Origin of the sequence: Acinetobacter larvae (genome assembly GCF_001704115.1) — a bacterium.
Lineage (GTDB): Bacteria > Pseudomonadota > Gammaproteobacteria > Pseudomonadales > Moraxellaceae > Acinetobacter > Acinetobacter larvae.
Window position 1 is genome coordinate 1334523 of record NZ_CP016895.1, and the last position, 26984, is coordinate 1361506.

Genomic DNA, 26984 nt, shown 5'->3' on the forward strand with positions numbered 1-26984 from the left:
AAGTAGATGACCGTGTGGGCTCAAATCGAGCCATAGCATCTCGCAATACAACATCAAGATCACTGTGGTGACGAAGAATATTCCTGCAAGTAGTTGCTAGCGTATCACCGCAGTGGCTGAGCCGATGTACTGCGTATTGACGAGATGCTGGTTGATCGGATTTTAGTCCGTCATCTGGCGATTACGACCTACCCATAAACCAATGATGCCAATCAGCACAGCCAGTAGGGTGCAGAGGATGAGTACGACATGCCAGCCCGCAAAAACATCATGTAGTGCGCCAAATAGCATTGGTCCAACAGCAGCCAGTAAATAACCGATACATTGAGACATGCCCGATAAAGCCGCAGCTTGCTGTGCGTTGTGGGTACGTAAACCAATAAAAGCCAAGCCTAAAATAATCCCAGCGCCAGTGCCTATGCCAAAGAAAATAGACCATAACAAGGCAAATTGTGGCGCTAACCATAAACCGAGTAGTGCAATGGCAGAACATGCCGCCACCGTTACGGCTGGAATACGTTGGTCATGTAGACGGTGTAAAATTGGTGCAATGATTAAACCGGGTAGCGCTGTTGCCAGTTGCATGATGCCGTGCAAAGAGCCTGCCTCAGTGGCAGATAAACCTGCATCGGCCAGAATACTGGGTAACCAACCGACGATCACATAATAAATAGTTGAGTTTAAACCTAAAAATAAGGTCACTTGCCAGGCCAATGCTGAGCGCCAGATACTATTTTGTGTGGACATTTGCGTGTTGTGGCTGTCGATCGCTTGTGCAGATTTAAGCTGGGTACTCCACACCAATAGGGTGCTGATGGGGAGCAGCAACAATGCCAATAATGCCCATTGCCAACCAAAGTGTTGTGCCAAGGGTATGGCCGTGGCTGAGCCCAATGCCGCTGCAATGCCCATGGTTAAAGCATATGCACCAGTAAGCGCGGCAACTTTATTGGGGAAATCACGCTTTACCACACTGGGGAGTAGCACATTGCCTGCTGCAATGCCCATGCCTAAAACCCATGTGCCCAAAAATAGGCTCCAGACATGACCCACTGAGCGCAGCAAAATGCCGATTGCAATGGTCAATACAGCAATAAACAAAGCTTTTTCTAAACCAAATTTACGCGCAAATAAGGCACTGACGGGTGAAAGCAAAGCAAAAGCCAGTAGCGGCAAGGTGGTCAGTGCACCCGTTGCTACGGTGCTCAGTGCAAAGTCAGTTTGGATTAAGGGGAGTAAAGGCGGAAGCCCTGTAAATGGTGCACGTAAGTTGGTGGCAATCAATAAAATACCAATAAAGATCAGCAATTGACGACGGCTGGATCCTGTCTGTGAATGATTCATATAAGGTCCCATAAACAATATTTGGATTTGGTTTATATTGTATTTTTCCAGTACAGTTATTAATATAGAAAACATATCAATAAATCGCTAAATTATGACAAAACGCTTGGCTTTAAATCTGTCGATCAACAGTTTTGATCCAGATGATTATCCGCAACCTGCGGTGGCTTTACGCTTAGAAGTGGCTGACAATCATGTTGAGCAACCACTACATCGCCACCGTAAGGGACAACTGATTTTGGCAATGCATGGTGGGGTAACCTGTGAAGTATCCCAAGCCATGTGGATGGTGCCACCACATCATGCGGTGTGGATTCCAAGTGGTATGTTGCACAGCAACCGCGCTACGGATAACGCTCAAATTTACTTTTTATTTATCGAACCCGATGTGATTGAGATGCCTGAGCAATGTTGTACTTTGGCGATGAATCCCTTGGTCTGTGCCATGATTGAGTATTTGGCACAGCAAGACCCGGACTATGATTTAGAGAGTGCTACGGGGCGTTTGGTGATGGTGTTATTGGAGCAGTTGCCAAGCAAACCCATTGCTCAGTTACATTTGCCTATATCCAGTCATGCAAAGATTGGATATATCGCAGCGCGTTTAATTGCAGACCCATCGGATCGTACCACTTTGGCAGACTGGGCGAGTCAATTGGCGATGAGCGAACGTACCTTGGCAAGATTGATACATCAAGAAACTGGGCTTACTTTTGGTCGTTGGCGCCAGCAATTGCATTTGATTATTGCCTTACGGCAATTAAGCAATGGATTATCTGTACAACATGTCGCGGGTAATTTGGGCTATGACTCAGTGACAGCGTTTATTACCATGTTTAAAAAAGCGCTAGGGCAGTCACCCACCCAATATTTTGCCGCCTTGCAGAAATAACAGTAGACATTACAAAAGATCGCTATAGCAGTTGAATGGTCGCTATTTAATGTTAAATCCCTGTAGAATAAAAACATATAGATGTGAAATTAAATGTGAAATGGGGTTGAGCGCAAATTTGCCCAAATGCAAAGCGCACGGTCTCAATATTTAAGCACCCCATTTGCTTGTTTTATCTTTAGAGGAAGGCTTTATGTCATTACATGATTTATTGCATAAATTTCAAGTTTCTGAAAAAGTCGAAGCAGAAACCAAGGATTATGTTTTTAACCACACCATGATTCGTGTCAAAGATCTACAACAATCCATTCAGTTTTATGCCAATGTTTTAGGCTTTATTCCAGTATATGAACAGGTCTTCGAAGACGCTGCTTTTACAATTGTATATATGGTACGCCGTGCATTGACGGAGATTCCAGTGGATGATGCTGCGCGTAAAGAATGGGTGCTTGGGCAATCTGGGGTACTCGAACTTACCTATAATCATGGTACTGAACAAGATCCCGCTTTTCATTATCACAATGGCAATAGCGACCCTCGTGGCTTTGGACACTTATGTATTTCAGTGCCTGATGTGGTGAAAGAATGCCAACGTTTTGAACGCCTTGGTGTAACTTTCCAAAAGAAACTTGCTGAAGGGCGTATGAATTACATTGCATTTATTAAAGATCCGGATGATTATTGGATTGAGATTTTGCAGCCTACACCTTTGTCAGCCTAGATGTACCGATGATCTGTAACCGACTCTATCACATCGATAGGGTCGGTTTTTTTATGAATAACATGTGCCTTATGCATAGCATTGCATCTTGATCGCATCGTTATGATTTATTTTAGGTAATTAACAATCTAAAAGTAAGTGTATCATGCCAAATGCTGGCACAAAAAAAAAGATAGAGGGTAACCTCTATCTTTGATCTGTATCAGAACATAGGGTTTAACAGCTAATGTTCTGTACCATATTGCTTATAAAGCATTGCTTAGAAAATGGGTAGGTTGGGGGCAGGTGAGATATAACTAATGCCAAAACTCATACTGAGCGCAGTAATTAAAATCACAGAATAAAGAAAATAGCGTTTCGCCCATAATTGTTCATTTTCAGCTTTAAAGCCCAGCAAGGATAGGTAAATCCAATAGGCGCATAGAGCATTAAAGGTGATTAAAAACAAAATATTGGTATAGCCAAAACAATATAATCCATTCAAGACCAGCGTAAACAGTACCACATAAATTAAGCATTCAATCTTGGTGCGTAAAACTGTACGTGCCACAGGTAAAATGGGAATGCCAGCGTTTTTGTAGTCTTCAAAACGATAGATTGCAATCGCCCAAGAATGTGGCATTTGCCATAAGGCATAAGCCAAGAATACCAGGAGCGCTGCGATATCGAATTGATGGGCAACAGCGGTATAACCAATTACCGGAGGGCTTGCGCCTGAGATACTGCCAATCAGGGTTTGATGAATCGTGCTACGTTTACTCCACATACTGTACAGTACCACATAGACGATATAACCCAGTGCGGCAAAAGCAAAGGCATAAGCGTTGACCAAAAACCACAAAATGCCAAAACCAACTAAACCTAAAACAAAGGCGTAAATCAAAGCAATCAAGGGTGTAATGGTTTTTTTAACCAGAGCACGGTTTTGAGTGCGTTGCATTTTACTGTCAATGTCTTGGTCGATGACATTATTGACGACACAACCTGAGGCAACAACTAATGTTGTACCGAGCAGGGTGTAGAGAAGTAAAAGGAATTCTACAGCGCCTTGGGCGGCTAAAAAGAAGCCGCCCAAGGTGGTAACGAAGTTACCGAACAGAATTCCTGGTTTGGTCAGGAATAAATACTTTTTTAACATGACAACCGTTTAGATCATCATATTAGAGTGCAAGTAATTCATAATCCACACCGAACCGATTAGCAGGACTGCGACCGTTAAAATGGTGTAGATAAAAGCAATCACGTTCCAACGTTGCTCTGAAGAGGAGTTCATATGCAAGAAGTAGACTAACTGCACAAGAACCTGAGCAACAGCCGTAATGGTAATAGCTGCAACAATCGCACCACGACTAAATGAATCATTATTCATGACCATATAGAACGGTACCACCGTAAGTAATACCGACAGGATAAACCCAATCGTATATTGCTTGGTATTGCCGTGCGAAGCACCCGCAGCATTATGCTCGTGACTCATTAGAGAACTCCCATTAAGTAAACGACGCTGAATACACAGATCCAAACGATGTCAAGGAAGTGCCAGAACAAGCTTAAACATGCAAGACGACGTGTAGTGGTAGTATTCAAACCATTATTTTTGATTTGAATCATCAATACGATCATCCACACTAAACCTGAAGTGACGTGGATACCATGCGTACCAACAAGTGTAAAGAATGCTGACAAGAATGCGCTTGTTGTTGGACCATGACCTTCGTGAACTAAGTGAGAGAACTCATATAGTTCCATTCCGATAAATGCGGCACCAAATAACCAAGTAATTGCTAACCAAGTGAGTACTTGGCCAACGTTTTTCTTGTAAGAAGCCAGTACTGCAAAACCAAAGGTTACTGAAGAAATCAGTAGGGCAAAGGTTTCAGTCAATACAAAGCCAAGTGAATCACCGAATAGCTCTTTAGCACTTGGTGTTCCAAGAGGAATATGGCTGCTTAACACAGCGTACGCGATGAAGAGTGTACCGAATATAATCAAGTCACTCATCAAGTAAGTCCAGAAACCAAAGATCGTGATGTCAGAGTCATCGTGATGATGTTCTGCATGATCCTGGTTGTGATGAAGTACGTCAGCCATTTACTTAGTCCTTCTTCAAGTGTTTATCAAGCATTGCAAAATGCTCATTTTCGATACGCTCAACTTCAGCAGCAGGTACGTAGTAATCCACTTTTTTAGTGAACGAACTTGCAATAAAGCTGGCAATCGTTGCAATGAAGGTTGCAATGACGAGCCACCAGATGTGCCAGATCAAACCGAAACACATAATAGTGATCAAGATTGAAATACCAAAACCAGCAACACGGTTGGTTGGCATATGTACATCTTCATACTTTTCTGGGCGAACGTAGGCAGTACCTTCTTGCTTCTCGATCCAGAAACGGTCAATACCTTCACCTTTTGGAAGATAAGCGAAGTTATAGAACGGTGCAGGAGAAGAGGTTGACCATTCTAAAGTACGGCCACCCCATGGATCGCCGGTATAGTCCATGTTGTCTTTGCGTTGTAAGAAACCCACAACAACTTGCATAACAAAACATGCAATACCGATGGCGATGAGTACCGCACCGACCAATGCAATGGCTAAGTATGGATCCCAGTCTGGGTTGTCATAGGTGTTTAGACGACGCGTCATACCCATGAAACCAAGGATATACAGTGGCATGAATGCGAAGTAGAAACCAATGAACCAGAACCAGAACGCTGCTTTACCCCATGCTTCGTTGAGTTTCCAACCAAACATTTTGGGCCAGTAGTAAATCAAACCAGCGAAAACAGCAAACACCACACCACCAATGATGACGTTATGGAAGTGAGCGATCAAGAATAATGAGTTGTGAACCAAGAAGTCAGCGGGTGGCACAGCCATCAGTACGCCTGTCATACCACCAATACCAAAGGTCACCAGGAAGCCCAGTGTCCAAAGCATCGGGGAGGTGTAGCTGATACGACCTTTGTACATGGTAAATAACCATGAGAAGATTTTCACACCCGTTGGGATTGCGATGACCATCGTCATTAAGCCGAAGAAGGCGTTAACGTTGGCACCAGCACCCATGGTAAAGAAGTGATGCACCCATACTACGAAAGACAACACAGTAATGGCAACGGTTGCATAAACCATTGATTTATAGCCAAACAGTGCTTTGCGGCTGAATGTTGCTGTGATTTCTGAGTATAGACCAAATGCTGGTAATACCAAGATATAAACTTCAGGGTGACCCCAAGTCCAAATCAAGTTCACATACAGCATTGGACTACCGCCAAGCTCATTGGTGAAGAAGTGGAAATCGAAGTAACGGTCTAAAGTTAACATCGCAATAGTAGCTGTTAACACAGGGAATGCTGCAATGATTAACACGACAGTACAAAGTACAGTCCAAGTGAAAATCGGCATATCCATCAATTTCATGCCAGGAGTACGCATCTTGATGATGGTCACGAAGAAGTTAACACCTGTCAGCAAGGTCCCTAAACCGGAAGCCTGTACCGACCAGATATAGTAGTCAACCCCGACGCCTGGTGAATATTGAATACCAGAAAGCGGTGGATAAGCCATCCAACCTGTTGCTGCAAATTCACCCAATGCCAAAGACAGCATCACTAAACCAGCAGAACCTGCAAACAACCAAAAACTTAAAGAGTTAAGTAAAGGGAAGGCAACGTCACGTGCACCAATTTGTAGTGGCACAACAATGTTCATCATACCGACAACGAGACCCATGGCCACGAAGAAGATCATGATGACGCCATGCGCGGTAAAAATTTGGTCATAGTGTTCTGGGTGTAAATAACCTTCACCGCCACCTTTGGCAAGGAACAATTGAAGGCGCATCATGATGGCATCAGCAAAACCACGCAACAGCATGATCAGTGATACGAAGATATACATGATACCAATTTTTTTATGGTCTACAGAGGTAAACCATTCATTCCACAAGTAGCCCCACTTTTTAAAGTAGGTGACACCTGCGAATACTGCAATGGCACCAAGTACCATAAACAAGATGGTTACCTGCACGATCGGATCGTGCGGTATCGCATCCCAACCTAGCTTTCCAAACATGTCTTATTCCTCTACAGAAGCAGTCGCATGTTTAACATCTTCATGAGTCGCAGCTACATCATGGTCTGCACCATGGTAATTACTCATGTATTTGTTAATCACTGATTCGAACAATTTAGGTTCAACTGAAGAATAATAAGTCACAGGATGTGGCTTAGTTGGATAAGTTCCTTCAGCTGCAATCTTCGCTGCATGCTCATGTTGAGCTTCAGTAGATGCGTGGATTTTTGCCGATTCAATTTGTTGTTTTGAATGGATACCATCACGCAATGATGCAAATTCAGTTTGATCTAAAAGACCTTTCTGAATAGCTGCTGAATTAACAGAAGTACCGTTGTTCGCTTTAATCGCTGCAACCCAGTCTTTAAATTCAGTTTCAGTTACGCTGTACGCTTTGAAACGCATTTGCGAGAAACCATAACCGCTATAGTTTGATGAGAAACCGCGGAATTCACCTGTATTGTCTGCAAGCAAATTAAGATGGGTCTGCATGCCCGCCATAGCGTAAATTTGACCAGCCAACTGTGGAATGAAGAACGAGTTCATCGTGAAGTTAGAGGTTAAACGTAAGCTAACAGGAGTTTTCTCTGGGAAGCGCATTTCATTTACTGTGGCAATTTCTTGATCTGGATAGATGAATATCCATTTATATGCTTCAGCAATGACTTGAATATTAACTGGCGCTTGATTGGTTGCAGACTCTACAGGACGATATGGATCATATCGATGTGAGCCCCACACAGTTAAGGCAGCTAAAATAGCGATAATGATGATTGGTACGCCCCAAACAACAACTTCAATTTTTGTTGAATGTGCCCAAGTCGGTTTATAGTCTGCAGCTTTATTTGACGCGCGATATTTCCAGCCAAATCCAATGGCCATGAGAATCGATGGAATCACCACCAATAACATGAGACCGATCGCTGTGAGCATAAGGTTACTTTGACCTTGCGCTACAGGACCTTTGGAATTGAGTAGAACGATATCACCACCACACCCGGTTAAGAGTACGGCAAGCGTTGATAAAGACAATACAGACAAAATTGTTTGTCTCATTTTACAACCTCGGTGAAGAGTCCCATTCCCTAAAATATATGGGATAGCGATTGTAGTGTCGGTGCTTTTACAGCTATAAATAAAAATTAAACTGCAAAAAATGGACACAGCTACGTTGTAAGGCATTATGCCTGATATCATTCAACTTAGCTATATGTAATGGCTGTTTATATATTTGTAATAAAACCAATTTTTTCGCTCGGGATTACTTTTTTTTGCTTTTTATTTATTTTTAAATCAACTAAATATAGTAAAAAAGGGTGCGATGCACCCCTAAATTTTAACGCCTGATTTACTGTTTTATGACCTTGGTTTTTGCCAATTTATCGTGCAATGTTTGCTTCTTTTCAGTAAAGATAAACAATGAGTCTATGATAAAGACAAAAGGCGTGAGGATATAACTTAAGATCATAAAGACCACACTACGCAATAAGAAAATACGGGTCAGATTGACAGGCCCACCACTCTGAGCATCTACAATTTTAATCTTTAAGGCTTTTTTTCCGATTGATTGCCCTGATTTGGCTAAAAGGAACGCTTGGATCAGTAGCATAATAATGATGTATGCAAACATGGCAAACCAAGCTTGTTCAGGGAAGAGGCTATAAACACTCTGACGAAATTCTGTCGCTTGAACTGCCGTTGTGATATGAGGAATCTGCTCTTGTAATTTTTCAAGTTGTTGGGCTTGTTCTGCATTTAAGAAGAAAGCCGGTAGAGAAAAAGCTGGTATCCATAACAAAAGGTCAATCAGTTTGGCAGCGAAACGTGCGCCAACGGATGCCAGTACTTGTGCTTTACTTTGTTGTGTTACTGCACTGCCAAGCTGCTGGTTATTTGTTGCTGTCGTAGACGAATGAGTCTGTGTTGTTTTGCTCGGTGGAGCGACCAAAAATTCGGGTGCTGGTTGATACACAAGTTTGCCTTGCGTTAATTCACCTAAAGCTTTCCATTCCTTCATACCCTGATGCCAAGCCAAATCTGTCAATAAGATCTGTTGATTCGCGAGCATTTGATTGATTTGTTCGAGGCTATATGGACCAGCTTGTTGATTATTGCGTGCCAAGTAAATTTGCATAAAACTAAAATCTCGAATATTGAAATAAAAAGACCCCATTCCTGGGGTCTCTTTTAACATGTTTTGTTAAAGTTGTTTAGTCTTTTCTTCAGCTAAGAAGAACCAAGTATCTAAAACAGAGTCTGGATTCAGAGAAACAGATTCAATACCTTGTTCCATTAACCAACGAGCAAGATCTGGATGGTCAGATGGTCCTTGACCACAAATACCAACATATTTACCCGCTTTACGACATGCATGAATTGCCATAGAGAGCAAGGCTTTTACTGCTGCATCACGCTCATCAAATAGATGAGAAACAATGCCAGAGTCACGGTCTAAGCCAAGGGTTAATTGGGTTAAGTCGTTTGAACCGATAGAGAAACCATCGAAGTGTTCAAGGAATTGTTCAGCCAATAATGCATTGGTTGGCAATTCACACATCATGATCACTTTTAGACCATTTTCACCGCGTTTCAGACCATTTAAGCCTAATAGTTCGATGACACGTTTGGCTTCAGCAACGGTACGTACAAATGGAATCATGATTTGGATGTTGGTGAGACCCATTTCATCACGTACTTTCTTCAAAGCACGACATTCTAGTTCGAAGCAGTCACGGAAGTTGTCGGATACATAGCGACTCGCACCACGGAAACCGAGCATTGGGTTTTCTTCTTCTGGCTCGTATAACTTACCGCCAATGAGGTTGGCATATTCGTTTGATTTGAAATCAGACATACGCACAATGACGGGCTTGTCTGCAAATGCAGCAGCAAGTGTTGAGATACCTTCAACCAATTTCTCAACATAAAATTCGATTGGAGAAGAGTAACCAGCAGTACGTGCCAATACAGCAGCACGTGTTTCGCGAGGTAAGCTATCGATGTTTAAGAGTGCTTTAGGATGTACACCAATCATACGGTTGATGATGAATTCTAGACGCGCAAGACCAATCCCTTCATTTGGAATTTGTGCAAAGTCAAAAGCACGGTCTGGGTTACCGACGTTCATCATAATTTTGAACGGAAGTTTCGGCATAGATTCAATTGAGTTGCGCTGTACTTCAAAGTCCAAAGCACCTTCATAAATAAAGCCTGTATCACCTTCGGCACAAGAAACAGTAACTTCCTGACCATCCGTGAGCACTTCAGTGGCATTACCACAGCCAACAATGGCTGGCACACCGAGTTCACGTGCGATGATTGCTGCGTGACAAGTACGACCACCACGGTTGGTGACGATGGCAGCAGCACGTTTCATGACTGGTTCCCAATCAGGATCGGTCATATCAGAAACAAGAACATCGCCTGGTTGAACTTTGTCCATTTCTTTGATAGAAGTGACAATGCGGACTTTACCTGAGCCAATACGTTGCCCGATTGAACGACCTTCACAGATCACGCTGCCTTTTTGTTTCAACAGATAGCGTTCCATGGTACCAACATTTTCACGGCTTTTAACCGTTTCTGGACGTGCTTGTACGATGTAGATTTGACCATCATCACCGTCTTTTGCCCATTCGATATCCATTGGCGCTTGGTAGTGTTCTTCAATGATCAAAGCTTGTTTCGCAAGATTTTCAAGCTCTTGGTCATTTAAAGCAAATTGTAGACGATCGGCTTTTTCTACATCGACCACAACAACAGATTTACCCGCAACGGCTTCATCACCATAAATCATTTTTTGGTGCTTAGAACCGAGGTTGCGACGTAAAATGGCATGTTTACCATTACGGAGCAAAGGCTTAGAAATATAGAATTCGTCAGGGTTGACGGCACCTTGTACCACCATTTCACCCAAACCATAAGATGCGGTAATAAAGACTGCTTCACGGAAACCCGATTCGGTGTCCAAAGTGAACATCACGCCTGCTGCACCCGTTTCAGAACGAACCATACGTTGTACACCGGCAGAGAGGGCAACAATGTCATGATCAAAATTTTGGTGCACACGGTAAGCGATAGCGCGGTCATTATATAAAGAAGCAAAGACTTCTTTGATGGCAATCAAAACATTGTCGATGCCACGAATATTTAGGAACGTTTCTTGTTGTCCTGCAAAAGATGCGTCTGGTAAATCTTCTGCAGTTGCAGATGAACGTACTGCGACAGCAATGTCAGGATTTCCTTTTGACAATTCTGCAAATGCAGCACGAACTTCTTTTTCAAGTTCAGCGGTAAGTGGGGTTTCTACAATCCATTGACGAATTTTAGCACCAGTCTCGGCGAGTGCATTGACGTCGTCTACGTCCAATTGATTTAATTCTGCTTGAATTTTGGTGTTTAAGCCGCTTTGTTCTAGGAACTCACGGTATGCAGAAGCTGTTGTTGCAAACCCACCCGGAACTGATACACCAGCATTTGATAAATGACTGATCATTTCCCCGAGTGAAGAGTTCTTCCCACCCACGATCTCAACGTCGTGTTTCCCTAGTTTTTCCAGACCGATTACGCGCGCTTCCAAAGTTGTTACTCCACTTTTGCAGTATTAATCAATATCTTGGCATGAAATTATAACAGAAAACTTAGTATTTTATGTTTACTAAGCGACAGCCATGTAAGATCAGTTTACTATAAAGACAATATAGTGCTAAGACAAATATTTAAGGAGTATTTTAATGCCAGAAAGTAAACAAATAAAGCGTAGTGTGTTTTTTATCTCTGATGGCACTGCAATTACTGCTGAAACATTGGGTCATTCGCTCTTAGCACAGTTTCCGAATGTAGATTTCGACATCCATATTATCCCGTATATTACCACAGAAGAAGCTGCGATGACGGTGGTTGCCGACATAAATCGTTGTGCAGATAAAGATGGGCAAATGCCATTGGTATTTGATACTTTGGTTGATCCATATGTGCGCGATATTATTAATACTGCACATGCTGTCAATTTAGATGTTTTTGAAGGGCTTATTTCTAAACTTTCCGATGTACTGGGCACGCAACCAACCACCTTAGTTGGGCAAACCCATGCAGTCACTGATTCCGAATATTATAAAGCGCGGATTGATGCGGTACATTTTGCACTGGATAATGATGATGGTGCTAGAACACGACATTATGATAAGGCCGATATTATTTTAATAGGGGTTTCTCGTTCTGGTAAAACCCCAACATCGATTTATTTATCTTTGCAGTTTGGTATTCGCGTGGCAAATTATCCATTAACTGAAGAAGATTTAGACGATAACCGTCTTCCGGCAGTATTGAGACCACATAAAAATAAATTATTTGGTTTAATGATTGATGCAGAGCGTTTGGTTGCTATTCGTAGTGAACGTAAAGCCAATAGTCGCTATGCTAGTTTTAGTCAATGTCAAATGGAACTACGCGCAGTTGAAGGTATTTATATCTCAGAAGGGATTAAATATCTCAATGTTTCTGAAATGTCGATTGAAGAAATTTCTACCCGTATTTTACAGTTGACTGGATTAAAACGTCGTATTGGTTAAAACACTACGCTTTGTTGCCTCATGAGTATAGCGTTTTTACATTTTAACTTTTATATATTATTTATATGATCCAGCAATACTCATTTGCAACGGGCAGTGTTTGTCATTTAGTGTAAATCTCAAATTTTATGGGCTAAAGATTAAAGTAACGTTATGAAAAATTGGCAATGCGTATGCCGCGGTTTTCGTGTGTTATGCAGTTCTAGTGTGTTATGTGGTGTATTATATGGTCATGCACTCTATGCAGAAACAGTAAAAACACTTGAGCAGAAAATTATCTCGCAATATTACCAAGACGATTTTCAAGGTGGACGTTTTGAAGCCGATCAATATAATCGACAGATTGCCGATGGCATAAAGAAAATCATATCTCAGCAACCAAACAGCAGTTTTCGTTATGATTTTAAAGCTCTAAGACAAAAAAATATGCTGCGGCTGTTTTATAGTCCAGATCATAAATTAAAAATTTATAATCTGGATACCTCTTCGGGCGGCAGCATGCGCTTTTTTGAAAATATGATCCAATATAAAGTTGCTGACAAAGTACAACAACAAAAACTCGCCAATATCGCGTTATTACGTCGCGTTGGACAAACGCGGCTCGGCGAACAGGTTGTGTATTTACTGGTCGATAGTGCGATTCACAGCAGTTGTGAAGGTGATAGCACTTTGCGAGCCTATACTTTAGGTGAGCATGGTTTAACTGAGGCGAAAGTTTTTAAAACCCAACAGCAAACCTTGAGTAAAATCGCTGTGCCATATAACTGTAAGGCTTTTCGTCCACAAGATTCATTTTATCAAGATTATTCTAAAATTTATCAAGAGATGATTCGTTTTTCTGCCGATACACAGTTTATTGATATCCGAATACTAGATAAAAACTTGGTTCCGCAAGATCAATATTTCCGTTATCAAAAACAGGGCGATATTTTTCAATATCGTGGTATTGTACCGAGCACAACCCGATAAGTTAAAACCACGGCAAATAAGTATAGACCAAACCATAACTGAGTGCCGCGGTGAGGGTAGAAAATACAATTTTCTTCGATTTAAAATACAAGGCACTCAGTACTATAAAACCAATAATTGTCGCTACGGTTTTATGCGGGTTTTCAATAATCGGTGGTAAGGCTGCTACAACCAACATGGCACTAATGGCGGCAATGCCGATACTACCGAGGGCAACCTTAATCCAGATAGCACCGCGTTTATTTTGGCGCTGTTGCGTTTTCTCGATGACATAAAGCGGACCAAAACGTGATAAAAAATTGGCGATCCCGACTATAATCCCAATTAAAATAATTTGTAAACTCATGCGTGGTCACTCTCTATATCTTTTTGCTTGAGTACATAGTGTTTAAATAAACCTGCCAAAATACCCGACAATATACCCAAGAAAATCGCCGCAGATAAACTAATGCTATAACAAGCAACAGTTGCAACACTGAGCGCAGTCATCACCACTAAGAAGTGTTTCTTTTCAAAAGCGGCCAATAAAAAACTTAAGAACAAGGCAGGTAAAAGAAAGTCTAAAGCGGCTTGGATAAAATCGGGTAGGCGTGAAACTTGGTCAGCAAATAATGCGCCAAAGAGTGAGCCCATACTCCATGACAGCCAGCTGCTTAAGCTTAAGCCCATCATCCATTGTTCTGACCATTGCTGACGACGCTGAGAAAGCTGGATCATGCCACTGGCAAAAACTTCATCGGTTAAACCCCAAGCCCAAATTGCTGTTTTTTTCAGTTGCAATTTGTTTGGAATCAGCTGGTGTAAAGCTGGACCATAGAGTAAATGCCGAATATCCAAAGCGATAACAGTAATTGCTGTCATCCAAATTGAGGTGCCACTGCCCAATAAGGCCACCACCAGAAACTGGCTAGCACCAGCATACATGGTGCAAGATAAAAAGAGAGCCTCCCATGCACTAAAGCCAAACTGTGTTGCTGAGACGCCAAAGGCAAAAGAAACGGGAAGATAGGTAAAAATAATCACCTGACTGTCTTTAACCCCTTGCCAGAAATTGGCAGGTGTTATGGGATGTGTTACGTGCTGCTGTGATTCAGACACAAGTCACCTGATGATTCAACAGAAAAAGCAATCAAGTCGCTGATGATTGCGGATGAGGAAGAGCCCGAAAGGGGCGGATTTTAGTTGAGAATTATAACTGAATTGAATAGCATAGTGCATCATTGATGTCTAAGATGCGGTTGATTATGTTTATGCAAACATTGGCAAAGTTGAGTCTGGGATTGGGATGTGTACTGTTGCTACTTACAGGCTGTACACCAGATCAACAAGAACCAGCCAATAAAGTTGAGATTAAAGCTGCACCCAAACTGACAAATGACGCCACCAGCTATGCGCATGCTGCATGGGAATTAATGAATCATCTTGACCCTATTGTTTATGCAGGGCAGACAGAAGAGATTGTCCAACAAGTTCGTCCTGAGTTACGTAAACTCAGTACAGATTGGCGTATTCATGTAAAAATGACTGATTCTGTGACTGAAGGGAAATACGCGCTGTGCCGCAAAGCTTTAACCAGTCTAGATGTATGGGCACGTAATGTGATTGAACAAGACTCGCAACAGCCAAACAAGCAAAGCGATTATGAACGAGATAAAAAGCAATGCCAACAAGCCTTAGCCGTACCCGAGCTGGGGAATACCTCACCGACTTAATATCGTTTTAGGATTGACTTTGCAGTATCTCTCATCGTAGAGATCATGCTGTATGTGCTTGGCCTGACAGGTCTTGGCTACTGATCTGGGACGCTGCGCAGTGGTATTATCTCTGTTATCGATATTGCTATCCTGTATCATTCCACAACTTAAAGCTTAGGGATGTGGCTTTGTGCTGTGCGCTATGGGCAATCGGGATATTGTGCTGTGTCGATTGTCAGTGGTATGGTCTTGCGGTGGTTCATTTGATATCTGCTGCGTCGTAATAACATCGCGATGTTGCCGTTGGGCGAAAATAGTCGGGTTGTTGCTATTGAGGCGGTTTGTGGGTGAGGGATAAACGCCTTTGTTTACTGATCGTGCTGTAGGGTGTTGTGGGGTGGCTTGTACGCAAGCGCCTATTTTTCCAGCTTTACTGGGAATATTTAAGTAGGTCAGCCCTTGTGGGCAAGTGGCATGACTCCAGTGCAAGGTGCTTAGCATAACAAGTACGCCGCTATAAACCAGCACTATAACGAGATGTGTATTCATTGATCGCCAACTCTTTTAAAATTTGCTTTTGAAATTTAAGTTTTTGATTTGGAACGCTTTCAATTCAGTCTATTAATTTTTATAGTTCAAGCTATACGATTAAAGCCATACAATTAAAGCCATACAATTAAAGCCATACAATTAAAGTCATGCGGTTAAAGCCAGATGCTAGGCAAAGTATCATCAGGACTGCGCAATCAGCAGCATCATTCAAATCTAAAGCTTATGGTTGTAATTGCCCAGCTGGCTTTTGTTGTGTTCACTTAGCTAAATATGCAGTTGTGTGCATGTATGATCTCATGACTGAGGCTAAGATTAAGACTAAGGTTAAGATATTGTTGTGCTTTATTTTTAGATGAATTCTTAGATGAATGGTTAGATGATTTTGTCTGTGTAAAAAATTGACCGCTACATTGAGCGGTCAATTGGATGGACAAAGGTTTATGTGCTGACAGTATAGTGATCAATCAGGCGACATAAGCTTTGCTTCTAGAGCTTAACCCTAAAACATTCGCGCTTAAAACCTTAGACATTAAAGCGGAAGTGCAAGACGTCACCATCTTGAACAACGTAGGTTTTGCCTTCAAGACGCCATTTACCAGCCTCTTTTGCACCCGCTTCACCATTGAATTGAATGAAATCATCATAAGCAATACATTCAGCGCGAATAAAACCTTTTTCAAAATCAGTATGAATCACACCAGCGGCTTGCGGTGCAGTTGCACCAACTTTTACGGTCCAGGCACGAACTTCTTGTACACCCGCAGTAAAGTAGGTCTGTAAACCCAGTAGTTTATAGCCAGCACGAATCACGATATTGAGCCCCGGTTCTTGCATCCCCATGGCTTCAAGGAATTCAGCGCGCTCATCATCTTCCAATAATGAGATCTCAGCTTCAATCTGGTTGCACAGTGGGACAACAATAGCATTTTCAGATTCAGCCAAGGCTTTAACCGCATCGAGATGTGGGTTGTTTTCAAAACCATCTTCAGCAACGTTGGCAATATACATGGTGGGTTTTAACGTCAGTAAGCCATAACCACGAATGAGTTTACGTTCATCATCAGAAAGCTCTGCGGCACGCGCAGGTTTACCTTCGTCTAGGAGCGGTAAAATCTTTTCTAACGCTGCTTTGGTCGCTAGCGCTTCTTTATCGCCGCCTTTGGCACTTTTGCTGAGGCGCGTTAAAGATTTATTGACGGTTTCTAAGTCAGAAAGTGCCAATTCTGTATTAATGGTTGCGATATCATCCAGTGGGTCAATTTTTCCATTGACGTGAATGACATTTTCATCTTCAAAGCAACGGACAACATGGGCAATTGCGTCAGTTTCACGGATATTGGCCAAGAATTGGTTACCCAATCCTTCACCTTTAGAGGCACCGGCAACCAAGCCAGCAATATCCACAAATTCCATGGTGGTTGGCAAAATGCGTTGCGGTTTTACAATTGTTGCAAGCTTATCTAAACGCGCATCCGGCACAGGAACAATCCCGGTATTGGGCTCAATCGTACAAAATGGAAAGTTTTCTGCTGCAATGGCAGCTTTGGTTAATGCATTGAAAAGGGTGGATTTACCTACATTGGGTAAACCAACAATGCCACAATTAAAACCCATGAACAGACTCACAAAGCATAGACATAAATTGCCGGTGATTTTACATCAAAGCCGAGCTGAGGGGAAATCATAAATCTGCCTGCCTCTTGGTCGCGAGTCGATGCAGGCAGAGTTGTTTCAGATTAGAGTCGTTTTTTATCAAGTTGTAGGGCGAAATGATCGCCAAGTTTTTGGATAAGCATCACTAAGGCCACCAACACAACAATCACGGCCAGCATGACCACCATATCAAAACGTTGAAAACCATAACGATAGGCAATATCACCTAAACCACCCGCACCAATGGCACCAGCAACAGCAGAAGAATTAATCATGGTAATCAAGGTAACGGTATAACCCGCGACAATGGCTGATAATGACTCTGGCAAGAGCACATGACGAATGATCTGTTGACGACTACAGCCCATTGCTTGTGCTGCTTCAATTAAACCAGCATCGACATCACGTAAACTGACTTCAGCAATTCGGGCAAAAAAAGGAATTGCAGCAAAACTGAGTGGCACGATGGCTGCCCAGACACCATAGCTACTTCCGACCAAAAGCCGAGTGAGTGGAATTAAAGCCACCATCAGGATTAGAAAAGGGATGGAGCGGGTAATATTTACAATAGCTGCCAAAACTGCATTAAGTTTAGGCTTAGGGTAAATCCCCTGTTGATCGGTAATGACCAAGATCACAGCCAAGGGTAAGCCAATCAGTAAGGTAAAAATAGCAGAGATACCGACCATAATAACGGTATCAATACCGCCACTGATCAATAAAGGCCAAACATAATCATACATAACCTAAGATCTCCACTTGAATAGCAAAGGGATTTAAACGCTTTTGTAATGCTTCAAGCTCTAGGGCGGTGTCTTCAACCGCAAGGATTAAATAGCCTAAGCTATGCTGCTGAACGGGATCGACATGGCTTTGGTATAAATGTACCGGTTGATCGAATACAGCAAAGAGTTCTTTTAAGTTTGGTGTCTGTGCTAGACGATGCGCATAATTCAGTTGAAGCACGGTATGATGCTGTGCTGCGCTTGGAGAGTGGTGTAGTGCAATATCGTGATGCTGATATTGCTGTTGTAAAAATTCTCGTGTTGTGGGGTGTTGAGGCTGTGCAAAAACATTGAGTACAGCACCAGACTCAATAATTTGCCCTTGCTCTAGGACCACGACATCATCACATAAATCACGGATGACCTGCATTTCATGGGTGATCAAGACGATCGTAATGCCGAGCTTTTGGTTGATCGATTTGAGCAAGCTCAAGATGGCAGCGGTACTTTCAGGATCTAATGCCGATGTGGCTTCATCACACAGGAGTAAATCGGGTTGGTTCACCAATGCACGGGCAATACCGACGCGTTGTTTTTGCCCGCCCGAAAGTTGTGACGGGTAGTAGTCTGCTTTATCAGCTAGACCGACCAAGTGTAGTAGCTCACGCACTCGTGATTCAATCACATCCGCGGGGGTTTGTTTAATCACTAAGGGTAAGGCGACATTTTGCCAAATGGTTTTGGCGGACAGTAAATTAAAATGCTGGAAAATCATGCCGATTTTCTTGCGTAACTGATTTAAGTCATGTTGTGACAGCTGCTGAATAGCTTGCTGTTGTAACAAAATACTCCCTGAGTCAAAGGCTTCGAGCCCATTGAGGGTGCGCAGTAAAGAAGATTTACCTGCGCCGCTTTTACCGATAATGCCTAAAATTTTGCCACTTTGAATATCTAGATTGATATCTTTCAGTGCGTGTAGCGCTTGACCATTGACCGAATAATATTTATTTAAATGGCGAATCTGTATATGTGGTTGTGTACGTGCTTGCGGAAAATCGATTCCTTGTCCAAAACTAACCATAGCCAATCTCCTATAGAGCGATTAGATCGCTTTCTGCGCTGGAAGTTTCCAGGCAGGGAACCATAATTTAGCGCCAAACTCTTGATCTAAGGCTGTTTTGACTTCGGGTGAGTTCTGATAAATCTCTACGAATTTAGCCAGACGATCATCTTGGTCGACATAGTCATCGCGCACCACAAATAAAATGGCATATAAAGCGCTTTTATTATCATCTAAAAGTAGCGCATCGTTGGGATCAGCTGTTTTGGCCAAACGTAAATAATGTGGGTAGCCAAAGGCAAGGTCTGCATCATCCAATGCACGTGCCGTTTGTGGTCCTTCGACTTCAATAAATTTCAGTTGTTTCGGATTGCTGGCAATTTGCTGTAAATTGGATAAATGATTACCGGGTTGCTGTAAGGTGATCAGCTGTGCTTGTTGTAGTAATAACAAGGCACGACCTTGGTTTACCGGATCATTGGGAATGACCACGCGGGCTTGCGTCGGGAGTTCTGCCAGAGATTTATATTTCTTTGAATATAAACCGACATGTGATGCGGCACCTACGGCAAAAGGCTTTAATTTATAATCACTTTTTTGAATTGCATTGTTGAGGAAGGGCTGATGTTGGAAAAAATTGGCATCAATATCGCCATTATTTAATGCGATATTAGGCGTATTCCAGTCTGAAAATTCAATGAGTTCAACGTTTAAACCTTGCTTCTTGGCTTCATTGACAGCAACTTGTAGTGAGCTGGCAAAGGAGGGGCTAATGGCAATTTTTAAAGGTTGTTGTTGTCCACGACTGTTGTTCCAAACCACGGCTGCGATAACCAGCGCAACAAGTCCTAAACCGATCAACCAATTACGCCGTGTATGTTGTGTATTCTGTGTTTTACTCATAAAAATCTTCTTTTAAATCGATAAATCAATTGCTGCTCGCACTATTTCTTGCTGTCATGACATGCAGTACTTAGGTTTTTGCTGTCATAGCAAGTGTTTTACTGTCATGACATACAGCACTTAGGCACGTTTTTGTTGCTGATCATTTACTTGGGCGCTGGGCTGACATCGGTACTGATCTGCTGGATGCGTTGGATGTAAATGATCGCCTTGCGCAAACAGTTTTTGTCTGAGGCTACCGTCTTGATACGCAGTTTTATAGCGCCCGCGTTGTTGTAATTCGGGAATCACCCATTGCACAAAATCTAAATGCGACTCTGGGCTGACTGTGCGGGTTAGGTTAAAACCATCAATGCCCGTTTGATCAAATAAATCAATCAATTGTTCTGCAACTTCTGCACCACTACCGATAATGACGGGATAACGACCGCCCAACGGATGTTGTGCTTTTAAGTCGGCAAGGGTGATATCTTGTTGTTTAAATTTTTGATTGACCGAGACAATGCTATTGGTGTTGCGATAGGGAATCACATCATCCTCGGCAAATTGCGATAAATCGAGACCAATAGACCCAGAAAAATGCGCTAAGCCAGCTTCTGGGCTCGCATATTGCTGATATTCGATGAACTTATCACGAGCAAGGGAAGAACTTTCAGCACTGACCACAGTACAGCCTAGGAAAATCTTAATGGCATCCACTGGCCGACCTTGTTGAACAGTCAATTCACGAATTTTTTGCACTTGTTTCTGAATGTGCTCAATTTTGTCGCCGCCAATAAAAATACATTCTGCATGGCGCGTGGCAAAGGCAAGCCCGCGCGGTGAAGCACCCGCTTGGAATAATACGGGTGTTCTTTGCTTAGACGGTGCAACTTGGAACACGCCTTGGCTTTGATAAAATGGTCCTTGGTGTTGGATATAATGCACTTTATCTGGGTCAGCAAAACGCCGTGCCTGTTTGTCAATCTGTAAGGCATCATCTTCCCAAGAACCTTCCCAAAAACGGTAGCAGAGTGTGAGAAAATCTTCTGCTTGATCATAACGTTGGTCATGTGCCTGTAGTCGATCTTGTCCAACTAGCTTTTGGGCACTATCTAAATAACCGGTCACAATATTCCACGCCAAACGCCCTTCAGTTAAATGATCTAAAGTGGCGAAACGCCGTGCAAACTGATAGGGCAGTTCATAGCTTAAATTGACTGTTACCCCAAAAGATAAATGTTGCGTCACCGCTGCCATCGCAGAAATCACTGGAGCTGGATCATGGCTCGGTAATTGCACCGACTCGCGTAGCGTCAGATCAATATTATTGGCATAAACATCATAAGCACCAGTAATATCTGCCAAAAATAAACCGTCAAATAAACCTTTTTCTAAGATTTGAGCCAATTCAGTCCAGTAACTCAACTGATTAAAGCGATGAGATTGATCGCGCGGATGTGTCCAGAGACCGTGATTGATATGTCCAACACAGTTCATATCAAAGGCATTCAATGCAATGTGTTTGGCTTGTGCTGTGGTCTGAGTTTCAGCCTCAGTCTGTGTATGAGGGGTGTGTGTTGTGGTCATTACAATGTCCCTCTTCTTGGCGGAAGTACACCGTTGAGTTCATATTGGGCAATGAAATAGTATTTCCAACGCACTGGGTCATGTAAGGTATGTACCCGCGCATTACGCCAATAACGGTCTAGGTTGTCATTGCGCTGACTGCCACGGCTTCCCGCGAGCTCAATCAGTTTTGATGCTGTTTTGAGTGCAGTCTCGGTGCTATGGGCACGGACTTTGGCTACGGCAATTGAGGCTTCTGCAACATGCTGTTCATCAATATTATTTTTCGCAGCATCAATCACGGCACCAGCCTGTGCAAGCAGTAGCTCACTGGCACGAACATCGGCAGCGATACGACCGAGCTCATATAGGGTCAAAGGATCTTGATGGGCAAAATCGACTTGTGCATCTATCCAAGGGCGAGCCGCTCGAACACGGACTAAGGTTTCTTCAAATGCTGCTCTGGCAATACCCACTTCAATCGCAGCATGCATCAGCTGCGCAATTGGACCTACTAAACTTGGCGTGCTAAAAGCTAGATCAAATGGAATAAGCTCATCTTGCTCAATCAATACCTGATTAAGACGAACAGTACCGCTACCGGTGGTTCTTTGTCCAAAGCCAGTCCAGTTATCGATACGCTCTAAGCCAGTACTGTCTGCGTTGACAAAGGCGAGATATTCATTTTGCTGATCATCTTGTACCAATGTCGGAATACGATGTGCAAATAGATTTCCTGTGCAATAAAATTTTTCACCTTGAATCACATAACGATCATTGTGTGATTGCTCTGGGAATTCAGGACGAATGCGCGTGGTTTTGATACTGGCATTGGCCGTTTTAAATTCAGCTAGAGCATTACCCAAACGTTTACCCGCCAAAATTTCTGCATAGAATTTCTGTTTTTGTTGCTCAGTACCAGTATGTCTTAATACTTCAAGCGCATAGAAGTGATTTTGTGGTATTTGACCAATTGAGCCATCGGCTGCACTGAGCTCGGCAATCACACGAGCCAGTGTGACATTGGACACTTCTGCACCACCATATTGTTTGGGAACGGTAATCGCCAATAACCCAGATTGACTGAGTTGCTCGATTTCCTCAAAAGGCAATTGTCGATTTAAATCGCGTTGGCTGGCATGTTGGGCAAACTGTTGACGAAATTGTTTGACCAATGCCAAAGCTTCTTGGTCTGATTGAATAATATGTGCTGTCGTATTATTTTGCTTAACCGAGCTCGTTACATGTTGGATGCTATTGTCTAAGGTTTTAGTATCTAAGGTTTTTGCATAAGTAGTCATGAGATATTCCTTTAAATCCAAGCGTGACGAGCATTTTGTTGACCGTTAAGGTAATAATTGCCGATGGCGTGAAGCTTCCAACGAATTGGATCATGTAATGTGTGTACACGTGCATTGCGCCAGTGCTGGTCGAGATTGTGTTCAGCCAAACTAGAGCGGCTTCCCCCAAGTTCTAATAGTTTTTCTGAAATCATTAAGGCTGCATCATTGGCATAGACTTTGGCGAGTGCCACGATGATGGAAGCTTGTTTTGCTTGCTCTTCAGTGACTTTGTCGATGCCATCTAGTTCATCTAAATAACGTGCTGCATCTTGCAAAAGGAGATTAGCTGCCTCTAATAACACAGAGAGCTTTCCAACCTCTTGTAAATTATAGTGTTCTTGACTAGCTTTTTCGACCTTGGCATCAGCAATAGGACGTGCTTTCGCAATGACCGCTAAGGTATCAGCATAAGCTGCTTCGGCAATCCCCACATCAATAGCGACCTGTAAAAGTTGAGAGAATGCACCACGGTATTGATGCACTTCACCGAGTGCTTTTTCATCAAAAATAAACTCTGCTGCAACAGCTACACGACTGAGATTGACGCTGCCGCTGGCTGTGGTGCGTTGTCCAAAACCATTCCAATCATTTAAAATTGAGACGCCGTCTGCTTTGGCATCAATAATGCAAAGTACAACATGACCATCAGGATGTAAGGCGCGAATAGCCAGCCAATCCGCAAAAGATGCACCCGTGGAATAAAATTTTTGTCCAGTGAGATAATACTGACCTTCAATATTTTCTAGATAGGTGCTAATACTACGGACGTCTGGGCTATAGCGTTCTGGACCACCATTTGCCAAACGTTTACCCGCTAAAATCCCGGCATAAATTTTTTGTTTCTGTTCTGGCGAGGCAATCTGTTCAATAGAACTCAGCAGTCCAAACTGATTTTGTGGAATTTGCCCCACACTGGCATCTGCTTTTGCAATGATTTTAAAAATTTTTGCTAAGCTCTGATTCGATACAAATGCACCGCCATATTGTTTGGGAATGCGAATTGCACCAAGCCCTTTTAGACTCCATTGCCGCATGATATCAAAGGGTAAAATTCCATTTTGATCGCGTTGTTTACGCTCAAGCAATGCTAAGTCTGCAATTTGATAGGCTGCATTCAGTGCTTGTTGATCATTTTCAATAATGTTTGCCACAGGCGCAGTATTGGAAGTTGTCATGGCGATTCCTTTTTATCAATACCGCCACGCTACGCAATTGTGTTGTAAAAATTAAACGAAGTATTGTGATGTACTTATGATAAATTTATTTTATGAATTTTTGGAAGAAGGTATTTATTTAAATAGATAAATTAAGATATTGTTTATAAAGAGTATATTTTTATTTTCTGCTAAATTTTACAGGTATGAAAGCTGATTTATGCTTTTTCCTGATATTGAATCAATAAACCCTTATAACAGGATTGCTTTGATTTTCTGCAAATTCGCTTCATTCGCCAAAATAAATACCGAGCATGGTGTTCAAAGATCGCTGGTCGATAAAATTAATTTGCAAGGTGCTGGCTCAGATTTAATATTTTTGACTGATCATTTTAACTATTTGTACTGTTTGCTTGTCATGATAGGATAACTGCTTTGTTACGACGCTTGTTTCTATACGCTGTAATGGGCTTGATACTGAAATTTTAAATAGAAAATTAGACCGAAAACTTTTTGGTTTCGGATCGTTCAATTAAATATTATCTGTTCTGATATTGGAGTTTATATGCGTATTCTTTACCAGTTTCCTCTCTCACATTTTTGTGAAAAAGCTCGCTGGTTACTAGATTTTAAACAATTGGAATATGTTGCGCATAATCTTGTTCCTGGCGTGCATCGTGCCTTTGCTCAGCTTAAAACAAGACAAAATAGCTTGCCGATTCTAAAAGACCAACAGCAGTGGATTGCAGACTCAAGCATGATTGCGTTGTATTTAGATGAAAAGTATCCAGAACATTCATTTTTACGTGCACAACAAGACTTACGAGACCAAGCGCTGGAAACCAATCAATTAGCCAATGAACTTGGCGTACATGTTCGACGTTGGAGTCTATCACAAGCTTTGGCGATGAATGATAGTGCCTTGGAGGTGATGATTGGTGAAAGCGGTTATTTACGTCAGTTTGAAAAATATAGCAAACCCATTTTAAAAACTATGATGTCACGCAGTTATCAACTGTCCCCGCAAGACGCTGCCGCGTCCAAGGCACAGATGCAAAGCATCATTGAGCAGTTAAATCAACAACTGGTGGAAAATCATGGTCGTTATTTGGTTTCTGAGCGCTTAGGATTGGCAGATATTGCCGTGTGTTCAATGTTGGCGCCTATTTTAGAAATTGAAACAACCCCTTGGGAACGAGATAGCCAAGTGCAGCAAAGCGATGAGTTCAATGAGTATAAACAACAGCTTTTAGCATTGCCCTTAGGACAATATGTACAACGTATTTATATGACTGAACGGCGTGCCCGTGTAGATTGGCGTGGCGTTTAAAGGTTAGTGCTTTATTGCGACGTTTTGAGCTGATATTTTAGTCGTGATATATCTTTTAAATATCTTTTAATATGTCTTTAGAGTGCAACAGACCTATAGCATTTATTCGCGCTATAACAAAATATTTTGGCGCTATAGGCGGCATGGCACAGCATAAAGCATGAGTGATATTTTTAATCATTGATTGCAAATGATGAGATAAAATTTATAAATTGCTCACAGCTGACAGTATTTCCCATATAAAACATTTTAAGTGATAAATATTTGCAGATCAGGGCGTTTTCTTTGTTTTTTAGAGAAAGAATTCGTCTCGGTTTTGATTAAAGTAGTGTTCAGGGTGATAAGGGGATTGAAGCGAGTTTAATCAGTCTTTTTGGGAGAAGGGCGCTGATTAACCCACAAGGTCTCAATTCAACTAAGAACGCTATAAATCACAAGTTTATAGGCACAGGCGCGATACTTACCGGTATAGCGTTGTTATAGTAAGCAACAATGTTTTCCCCAAACCCTCAAAATTTTGAGTTAGTTCACAACAAAAAATAATAGCAACTTTAGAATAATCTCTGCAAATAGAACTATATCACTCAAGTCACATAACTCGCTCCAACTACCGCAGCACAAAAAATTCAATTTTGCGCATCAATTCCTTGCTTGATTCCCATGCTATATACAATCATTTGATCGATATAGCGGTAAATGTTCCTAGTATCGGCGCATGCAAACATGTAGCTTGATTGCGCAATATAACGCGTAAATCTAGATAAATCTGCAATGATTTAAATGATAATAGCTCTTGAGTGATAAAATAATGTATAAAATATTGCTTAAATGAAAAAATATTTCAAAATAACGTCAAATTCTATAATAATAAGAGAATTATTTTACATACTGCCTTGTTAAATTAGTGCTCAGGGTGATAGGGGAATTGAAGCGAGTTTAATCAGTCTTTTTGGGAGAAGGGCGCTGATTAACCCACAAGGTCTCAATTCAACTAAGAACGCTATAGACTACAAGTTTATAGGCATAGGCGCGATGTTATCAACAGCACGTTGTTATAGTCATTTCCCCATAACCCTAAAAAATTTACTATTAATGACAATTTCCAAAGCATAAATATCCAGCTTCTATTCTAGAATAAAATCGTTCATCTTCTGGCTGCTTCAAATCTTATTCTGTTCTCGCCAAGTGTTGTGCATCAGGCACTGTAAAATTTTGCCAAGCGCTAAGCGAAATAAAATCAAAAACACTTCAAGTTTTTTATTTTCATCATGATGTAACGTAAAATCATGCAGTAATTTACATATAATCAATAAATCTATTTGGTAATAGCTGTTCTATGTGAATAATTTTTCATTATTTGCGCAAATTCTGGGAAATTATATTTTTAATTGTCTAAATAATTGGTTTTAAGGGAAAACATTTAAAGCGATTGTAGTTAAAGTAATGGC

General features: G+C 41.9%; 24 protein-coding genes. 6 read left to right on the forward strand and 18 right to left on the reverse strand.

Annotated elements, in window-relative coordinates; all coding sequences use genetic code 11:
* Nucleotides 1–162: 162 nt before the first annotated feature.
* On the reverse strand, nucleotides 163–1344 hold the full coding sequence (locus BFG52_RS05880; RefSeq protein WP_067559194.1) for an MFS transporter: 1182 nt from the start codon (nucleotides 1342–1344) through the stop codon (nucleotides 163–165).
* A 94-nt stretch (nucleotides 1345–1438) separates the two neighbouring features.
* On the opposite strand from BFG52_RS05880, the gene BFG52_RS05885 reads away from it, so the two are divergent.
* Nucleotides 1439–2236 carry an AraC family transcriptional regulator gene (locus BFG52_RS05885; protein WP_067553553.1) on the forward strand — a complete coding sequence of 266 codons (798 nt, stop codon included), beginning with the start codon at nucleotides 1439–1441 and terminating at the stop codon, nucleotides 2234–2236.
* 193 nt (nucleotides 2237–2429) lie between these two features.
* Entirely contained in the window at nucleotides 2430–2957 is a 528-nt protein-coding gene (gene gloA, locus BFG52_RS05890; RefSeq protein WP_067553555.1) for a lactoylglutathione lyase, read from the forward strand.
* Nucleotides 2958–3216: 259 nt separating this feature from the next.
* Here gloA and cyoE read toward each other — a convergent pair whose 3' ends face one another.
* The 7 genes from cyoE to ppsA form a co-directional block, all read right to left on the reverse strand.
* Nucleotides 3217–4095, reverse strand: a complete 879-nt coding sequence (gene cyoE / locus BFG52_RS05895; RefSeq protein ID WP_067553556.1) for a heme o synthase — start codon at nucleotides 4093–4095, stop codon at nucleotides 3217–3219.
* Between the two features lie 9 nt (nucleotides 4096–4104).
* Complete coding sequence (gene cyoD, locus BFG52_RS05900; RefSeq protein WP_067553558.1) at nucleotides 4105–4434, reverse strand: cytochrome o ubiquinol oxidase subunit IV; 330 nt, start codon at nucleotides 4432–4434, stop codon at nucleotides 4105–4107.
* Nucleotides 4434–5048, reverse strand: a complete 615-nt coding sequence (gene cyoC / locus BFG52_RS05905) for a cytochrome o ubiquinol oxidase subunit III (protein WP_067553560.1) — start codon at nucleotides 5046–5048, stop codon at nucleotides 4434–4436. Before cyoC ends, cyoD begins: the two co-directional genes overlap by 1 nt.
* 4 nt (nucleotides 5049–5052) lie before the next feature.
* Complete coding sequence (gene cyoB / locus BFG52_RS05910; RefSeq protein ID WP_067553562.1) at nucleotides 5053–7035, reverse strand: cytochrome o ubiquinol oxidase subunit I; 1983 nt, start codon at nucleotides 7033–7035, stop codon at nucleotides 5053–5055.
* A gap of 3 nt (nucleotides 7036–7038) precedes the next feature.
* The gene (gene cyoA / locus BFG52_RS05915) at nucleotides 7039–8091 is read right to left on the reverse strand and encodes a ubiquinol oxidase subunit II (RefSeq protein WP_067553564.1); all 1053 of its coding nucleotides are present in this window, start codon (nucleotides 8089–8091) and stop codon (nucleotides 7039–7041) included.
* Nucleotides 8092–8383: 292 nt separating this feature from the next.
* Nucleotides 8384–9169 (reverse strand): RDD family protein, encoded by a 786-nt coding sequence (locus BFG52_RS05920; RefSeq protein WP_067559202.1) that lies wholly within the window; start codon nucleotides 9167–9169, stop codon nucleotides 8384–8386.
* 66 nt (nucleotides 9170–9235) lie between these two features.
* On the reverse strand, nucleotides 9236–11614 hold the full coding sequence (ppsA, locus tag BFG52_RS05925) for a phosphoenolpyruvate synthase (protein ID WP_067553566.1): 2379 nt from the start codon (nucleotides 11612–11614) through the stop codon (nucleotides 9236–9238).
* Between the two features lie 154 nt (nucleotides 11615–11768).
* On the opposite strand from ppsA, the gene ppsR reads away from it, so the two are divergent.
* Both ppsR and BFG52_RS05935 read left to right on the forward strand, forming a co-directional pair.
* Entirely contained in the window at nucleotides 11769–12605 is an 837-nt protein-coding gene (ppsR, locus tag BFG52_RS05930; protein ID WP_067553568.1) for a posphoenolpyruvate synthetase regulatory kinase/phosphorylase PpsR, read from the forward strand.
* 153 nt (nucleotides 12606–12758) lie between these two features.
* Nucleotides 12759–13574: a hypothetical protein gene (locus BFG52_RS05935; protein WP_157758072.1), complete on the forward strand. Its 816-nt coding sequence runs from the start codon at nucleotides 12759–12761 to the stop codon at nucleotides 13572–13574.
* Nucleotide 13575: 1 nt separating this feature from the next.
* Here BFG52_RS05935 and ygaH read toward each other — a convergent pair whose 3' ends face one another.
* Complete coding sequence (ygaH, locus tag BFG52_RS05940) at nucleotides 13576–13920, reverse strand: L-valine transporter subunit YgaH (RefSeq protein WP_067553572.1); 345 nt, start codon at nucleotides 13918–13920, stop codon at nucleotides 13576–13578.
* The gene (locus tag BFG52_RS05945) at nucleotides 13917–14672 is read right to left on the reverse strand and encodes an AzlC family ABC transporter permease (protein WP_067553574.1); all 756 of its coding nucleotides are present in this window, start codon (nucleotides 14670–14672) and stop codon (nucleotides 13917–13919) included. The genes ygaH and BFG52_RS05945 overlap by 4 nt, the downstream gene beginning before the upstream one ends.
* 152 nt (nucleotides 14673–14824) lie before the next feature.
* Between BFG52_RS05945 and BFG52_RS05950 the strand changes: the two genes are divergently transcribed.
* Nucleotides 14825–15286: a hypothetical protein gene (locus BFG52_RS05950; RefSeq protein ID WP_067559205.1), complete on the forward strand. Its 462-nt coding sequence runs from the start codon at nucleotides 14825–14827 to the stop codon at nucleotides 15284–15286.
* 156 nt (nucleotides 15287–15442) lie between these two features.
* Here BFG52_RS05950 and BFG52_RS17045 read toward each other — a convergent pair whose 3' ends face one another.
* The 8 genes from BFG52_RS17045 to BFG52_RS05985 all read right to left on the reverse strand — a co-directional run bounded on the left by BFG52_RS17045 (nucleotide 15443) and on the right by BFG52_RS05985 (nucleotide 24227).
* Nucleotides 15443–15817, reverse strand: a complete 375-nt coding sequence (locus BFG52_RS17045) for a hypothetical protein (protein ID WP_157758073.1) — start codon at nucleotides 15815–15817, stop codon at nucleotides 15443–15445.
* A gap of 525 nt (nucleotides 15818–16342) precedes the next feature.
* Nucleotides 16343–17434: a redox-regulated ATPase YchF gene (gene ychF / locus BFG52_RS05955; protein ID WP_067553576.1), complete on the reverse strand. Its 1092-nt coding sequence runs from the start codon at nucleotides 17432–17434 to the stop codon at nucleotides 16343–16345.
* Between the two features lie 122 nt (nucleotides 17435–17556).
* Nucleotides 17557–18216, reverse strand: a complete 660-nt coding sequence (locus tag BFG52_RS05960; RefSeq protein ID WP_067553578.1) for a methionine ABC transporter permease — start codon at nucleotides 18214–18216, stop codon at nucleotides 17557–17559.
* Complete coding sequence (locus BFG52_RS05965; RefSeq protein WP_067553579.1) at nucleotides 18209–19279, reverse strand: methionine ABC transporter ATP-binding protein; 1071 nt, start codon at nucleotides 19277–19279, stop codon at nucleotides 18209–18211. Before BFG52_RS05965 ends, BFG52_RS05960 begins: the two co-directional genes overlap by 8 nt.
* A gap of 21 nt (nucleotides 19280–19300) precedes the next feature.
* A complete protein-coding gene (locus tag BFG52_RS05970; RefSeq protein WP_067553581.1) occupies nucleotides 19301–20161 on the reverse strand; it encodes a MetQ/NlpA family ABC transporter substrate-binding protein in 861 nt (286 codons plus the stop codon).
* A gap of 120 nt (nucleotides 20162–20281) precedes the next feature.
* Nucleotides 20282–21730, reverse strand: coding sequence for an LLM class flavin-dependent oxidoreductase (locus BFG52_RS05975; protein ID WP_081408633.1), 1449 nt, complete (start codon nucleotides 21728–21730; stop codon nucleotides 20282–20284).
* On the reverse strand, nucleotides 21730–23010 hold the full coding sequence (locus tag BFG52_RS05980; RefSeq protein ID WP_081408634.1) for an SfnB family sulfur acquisition oxidoreductase: 1281 nt from the start codon (nucleotides 23008–23010) through the stop codon (nucleotides 21730–21732). The genes BFG52_RS05975 and BFG52_RS05980 overlap by 1 nt, the downstream gene beginning before the upstream one ends.
* 11 nt (nucleotides 23011–23021) lie before the next feature.
* The gene (locus BFG52_RS05985; protein ID WP_067553583.1) at nucleotides 23022–24227 is read right to left on the reverse strand and encodes an SfnB family sulfur acquisition oxidoreductase; all 1206 of its coding nucleotides are present in this window, start codon (nucleotides 24225–24227) and stop codon (nucleotides 23022–23024) included.
* Between the two features lie 544 nt (nucleotides 24228–24771).
* Here BFG52_RS05985 and BFG52_RS05995 point away from each other — a divergent pair.
* Nucleotides 24772–25536, forward strand: coding sequence for a glutathione S-transferase family protein (locus tag BFG52_RS05995; RefSeq protein WP_067553587.1), 765 nt, complete (start codon nucleotides 24772–24774; stop codon nucleotides 25534–25536).
* Nucleotides 25537–26984: the final 1448 nt, after the last annotated feature.

Bases quoted from the DNA above. Each gene is read 5' to 3' on its own strand.
- BFG52_RS05880 (WP_067559194.1), bottom strand. From the start codon at position 1,344: ATGAATCATTCACAGACAGGATCCAGCCGTCGTCAATTGCTGATCTTT.
- BFG52_RS05885 (WP_067553553.1), top strand. From the start codon at position 1,439: ATGACAAAACGCTTGGCTTTAAATCTGTCGATCAACAGTTTTGATCCA.
- gloA (WP_067553555.1), top strand. From the start codon at position 2,430: ATGTCATTACATGATTTATTGCATAAATTTCAAGTTTCTGAAAAAGTC.
- cyoE (WP_067553556.1), bottom strand. From the start codon at position 4,095: ATGTTAAAAAAGTATTTATTCCTGACCAAACCAGGAATTCTGTTCGGT.
- cyoD (WP_067553558.1), bottom strand. From the start codon at position 4,434: ATGAGTCACGAGCATAATGCTGCGGGTGCTTCGCACGGCAATACCAAG.
- cyoC (WP_067553560.1), bottom strand. From the start codon at position 5,048: ATGGCTGACGTACTTCATCACAACCAGGATCATGCAGAACATCATCAC.
- cyoB (WP_067553562.1), bottom strand. From the start codon at position 7,035: ATGTTTGGAAAGCTAGGTTGGGATGCGATACCGCACGATCCGATCGTG.
- cyoA (WP_067553564.1), bottom strand. From the start codon at position 8,091: ATGAGACAAACAATTTTGTCTGTATTGTCTTTATCAACGCTTGCCGTA.
- BFG52_RS05920 (WP_067559202.1), bottom strand. From the start codon at position 9,169: ATGCAAATTTACTTGGCACGCAATAATCAACAAGCTGGTCCATATAGC.
- ppsR (WP_067553568.1), top strand. From the start codon at position 11,769: ATGCCAGAAAGTAAACAAATAAAGCGTAGTGTGTTTTTTATCTCTGAT.
- BFG52_RS05935 (WP_157758072.1), top strand. From the start codon at position 12,759: ATGAAAAATTGGCAATGCGTATGCCGCGGTTTTCGTGTGTTATGCAGT.
- ygaH (WP_067553572.1), bottom strand. From the start codon at position 13,920: ATGAGTTTACAAATTATTTTAATTGGGATTATAGTCGGGATCGCCAAT.
- BFG52_RS05950 (WP_067559205.1), top strand. From the start codon at position 14,825: ATGCAAACATTGGCAAAGTTGAGTCTGGGATTGGGATGTGTACTGTTG.
- BFG52_RS17045 (WP_157758073.1), bottom strand. From the start codon at position 15,817: ATGAATACACATCTCGTTATAGTGCTGGTTTATAGCGGCGTACTTGTT.
- ychF (WP_067553576.1), bottom strand. From the start codon at position 17,434: ATGGGTTTTAATTGTGGCATTGTTGGTTTACCCAATGTAGGTAAATCC.
- BFG52_RS05960 (WP_067553578.1), bottom strand. From the start codon at position 18,216: ATGTATGATTATGTTTGGCCTTTATTGATCAGTGGCGGTATTGATACC.
- BFG52_RS05965 (WP_067553579.1), bottom strand. From the start codon at position 19,279: ATGGTTAGTTTTGGACAAGGAATCGATTTTCCGCAAGCACGTACACAA.
- BFG52_RS05970 (WP_067553581.1), bottom strand. From the start codon at position 20,161: ATGAGTAAAACACAGAATACACAACATACACGGCGTAATTGGTTGATC.
- BFG52_RS05975 (WP_081408633.1), bottom strand. From the start codon at position 21,730: ATGACCACAACACACACCCCTCATACACAGACTGAGGCTGAAACTCAG.
- BFG52_RS05980 (WP_081408634.1), bottom strand. From the start codon at position 23,010: ATGACTACTTATGCAAAAACCTTAGATACTAAAACCTTAGACAATAGC.
- BFG52_RS05985 (WP_067553583.1), bottom strand. From the start codon at position 24,227: ATGACAACTTCCAATACTGCGCCTGTGGCAAACATTATTGAAAATGAT.
- BFG52_RS05995 (WP_067553587.1), top strand. From the start codon at position 24,772: ATGCGTATTCTTTACCAGTTTCCTCTCTCACATTTTTGTGAAAAAGCT.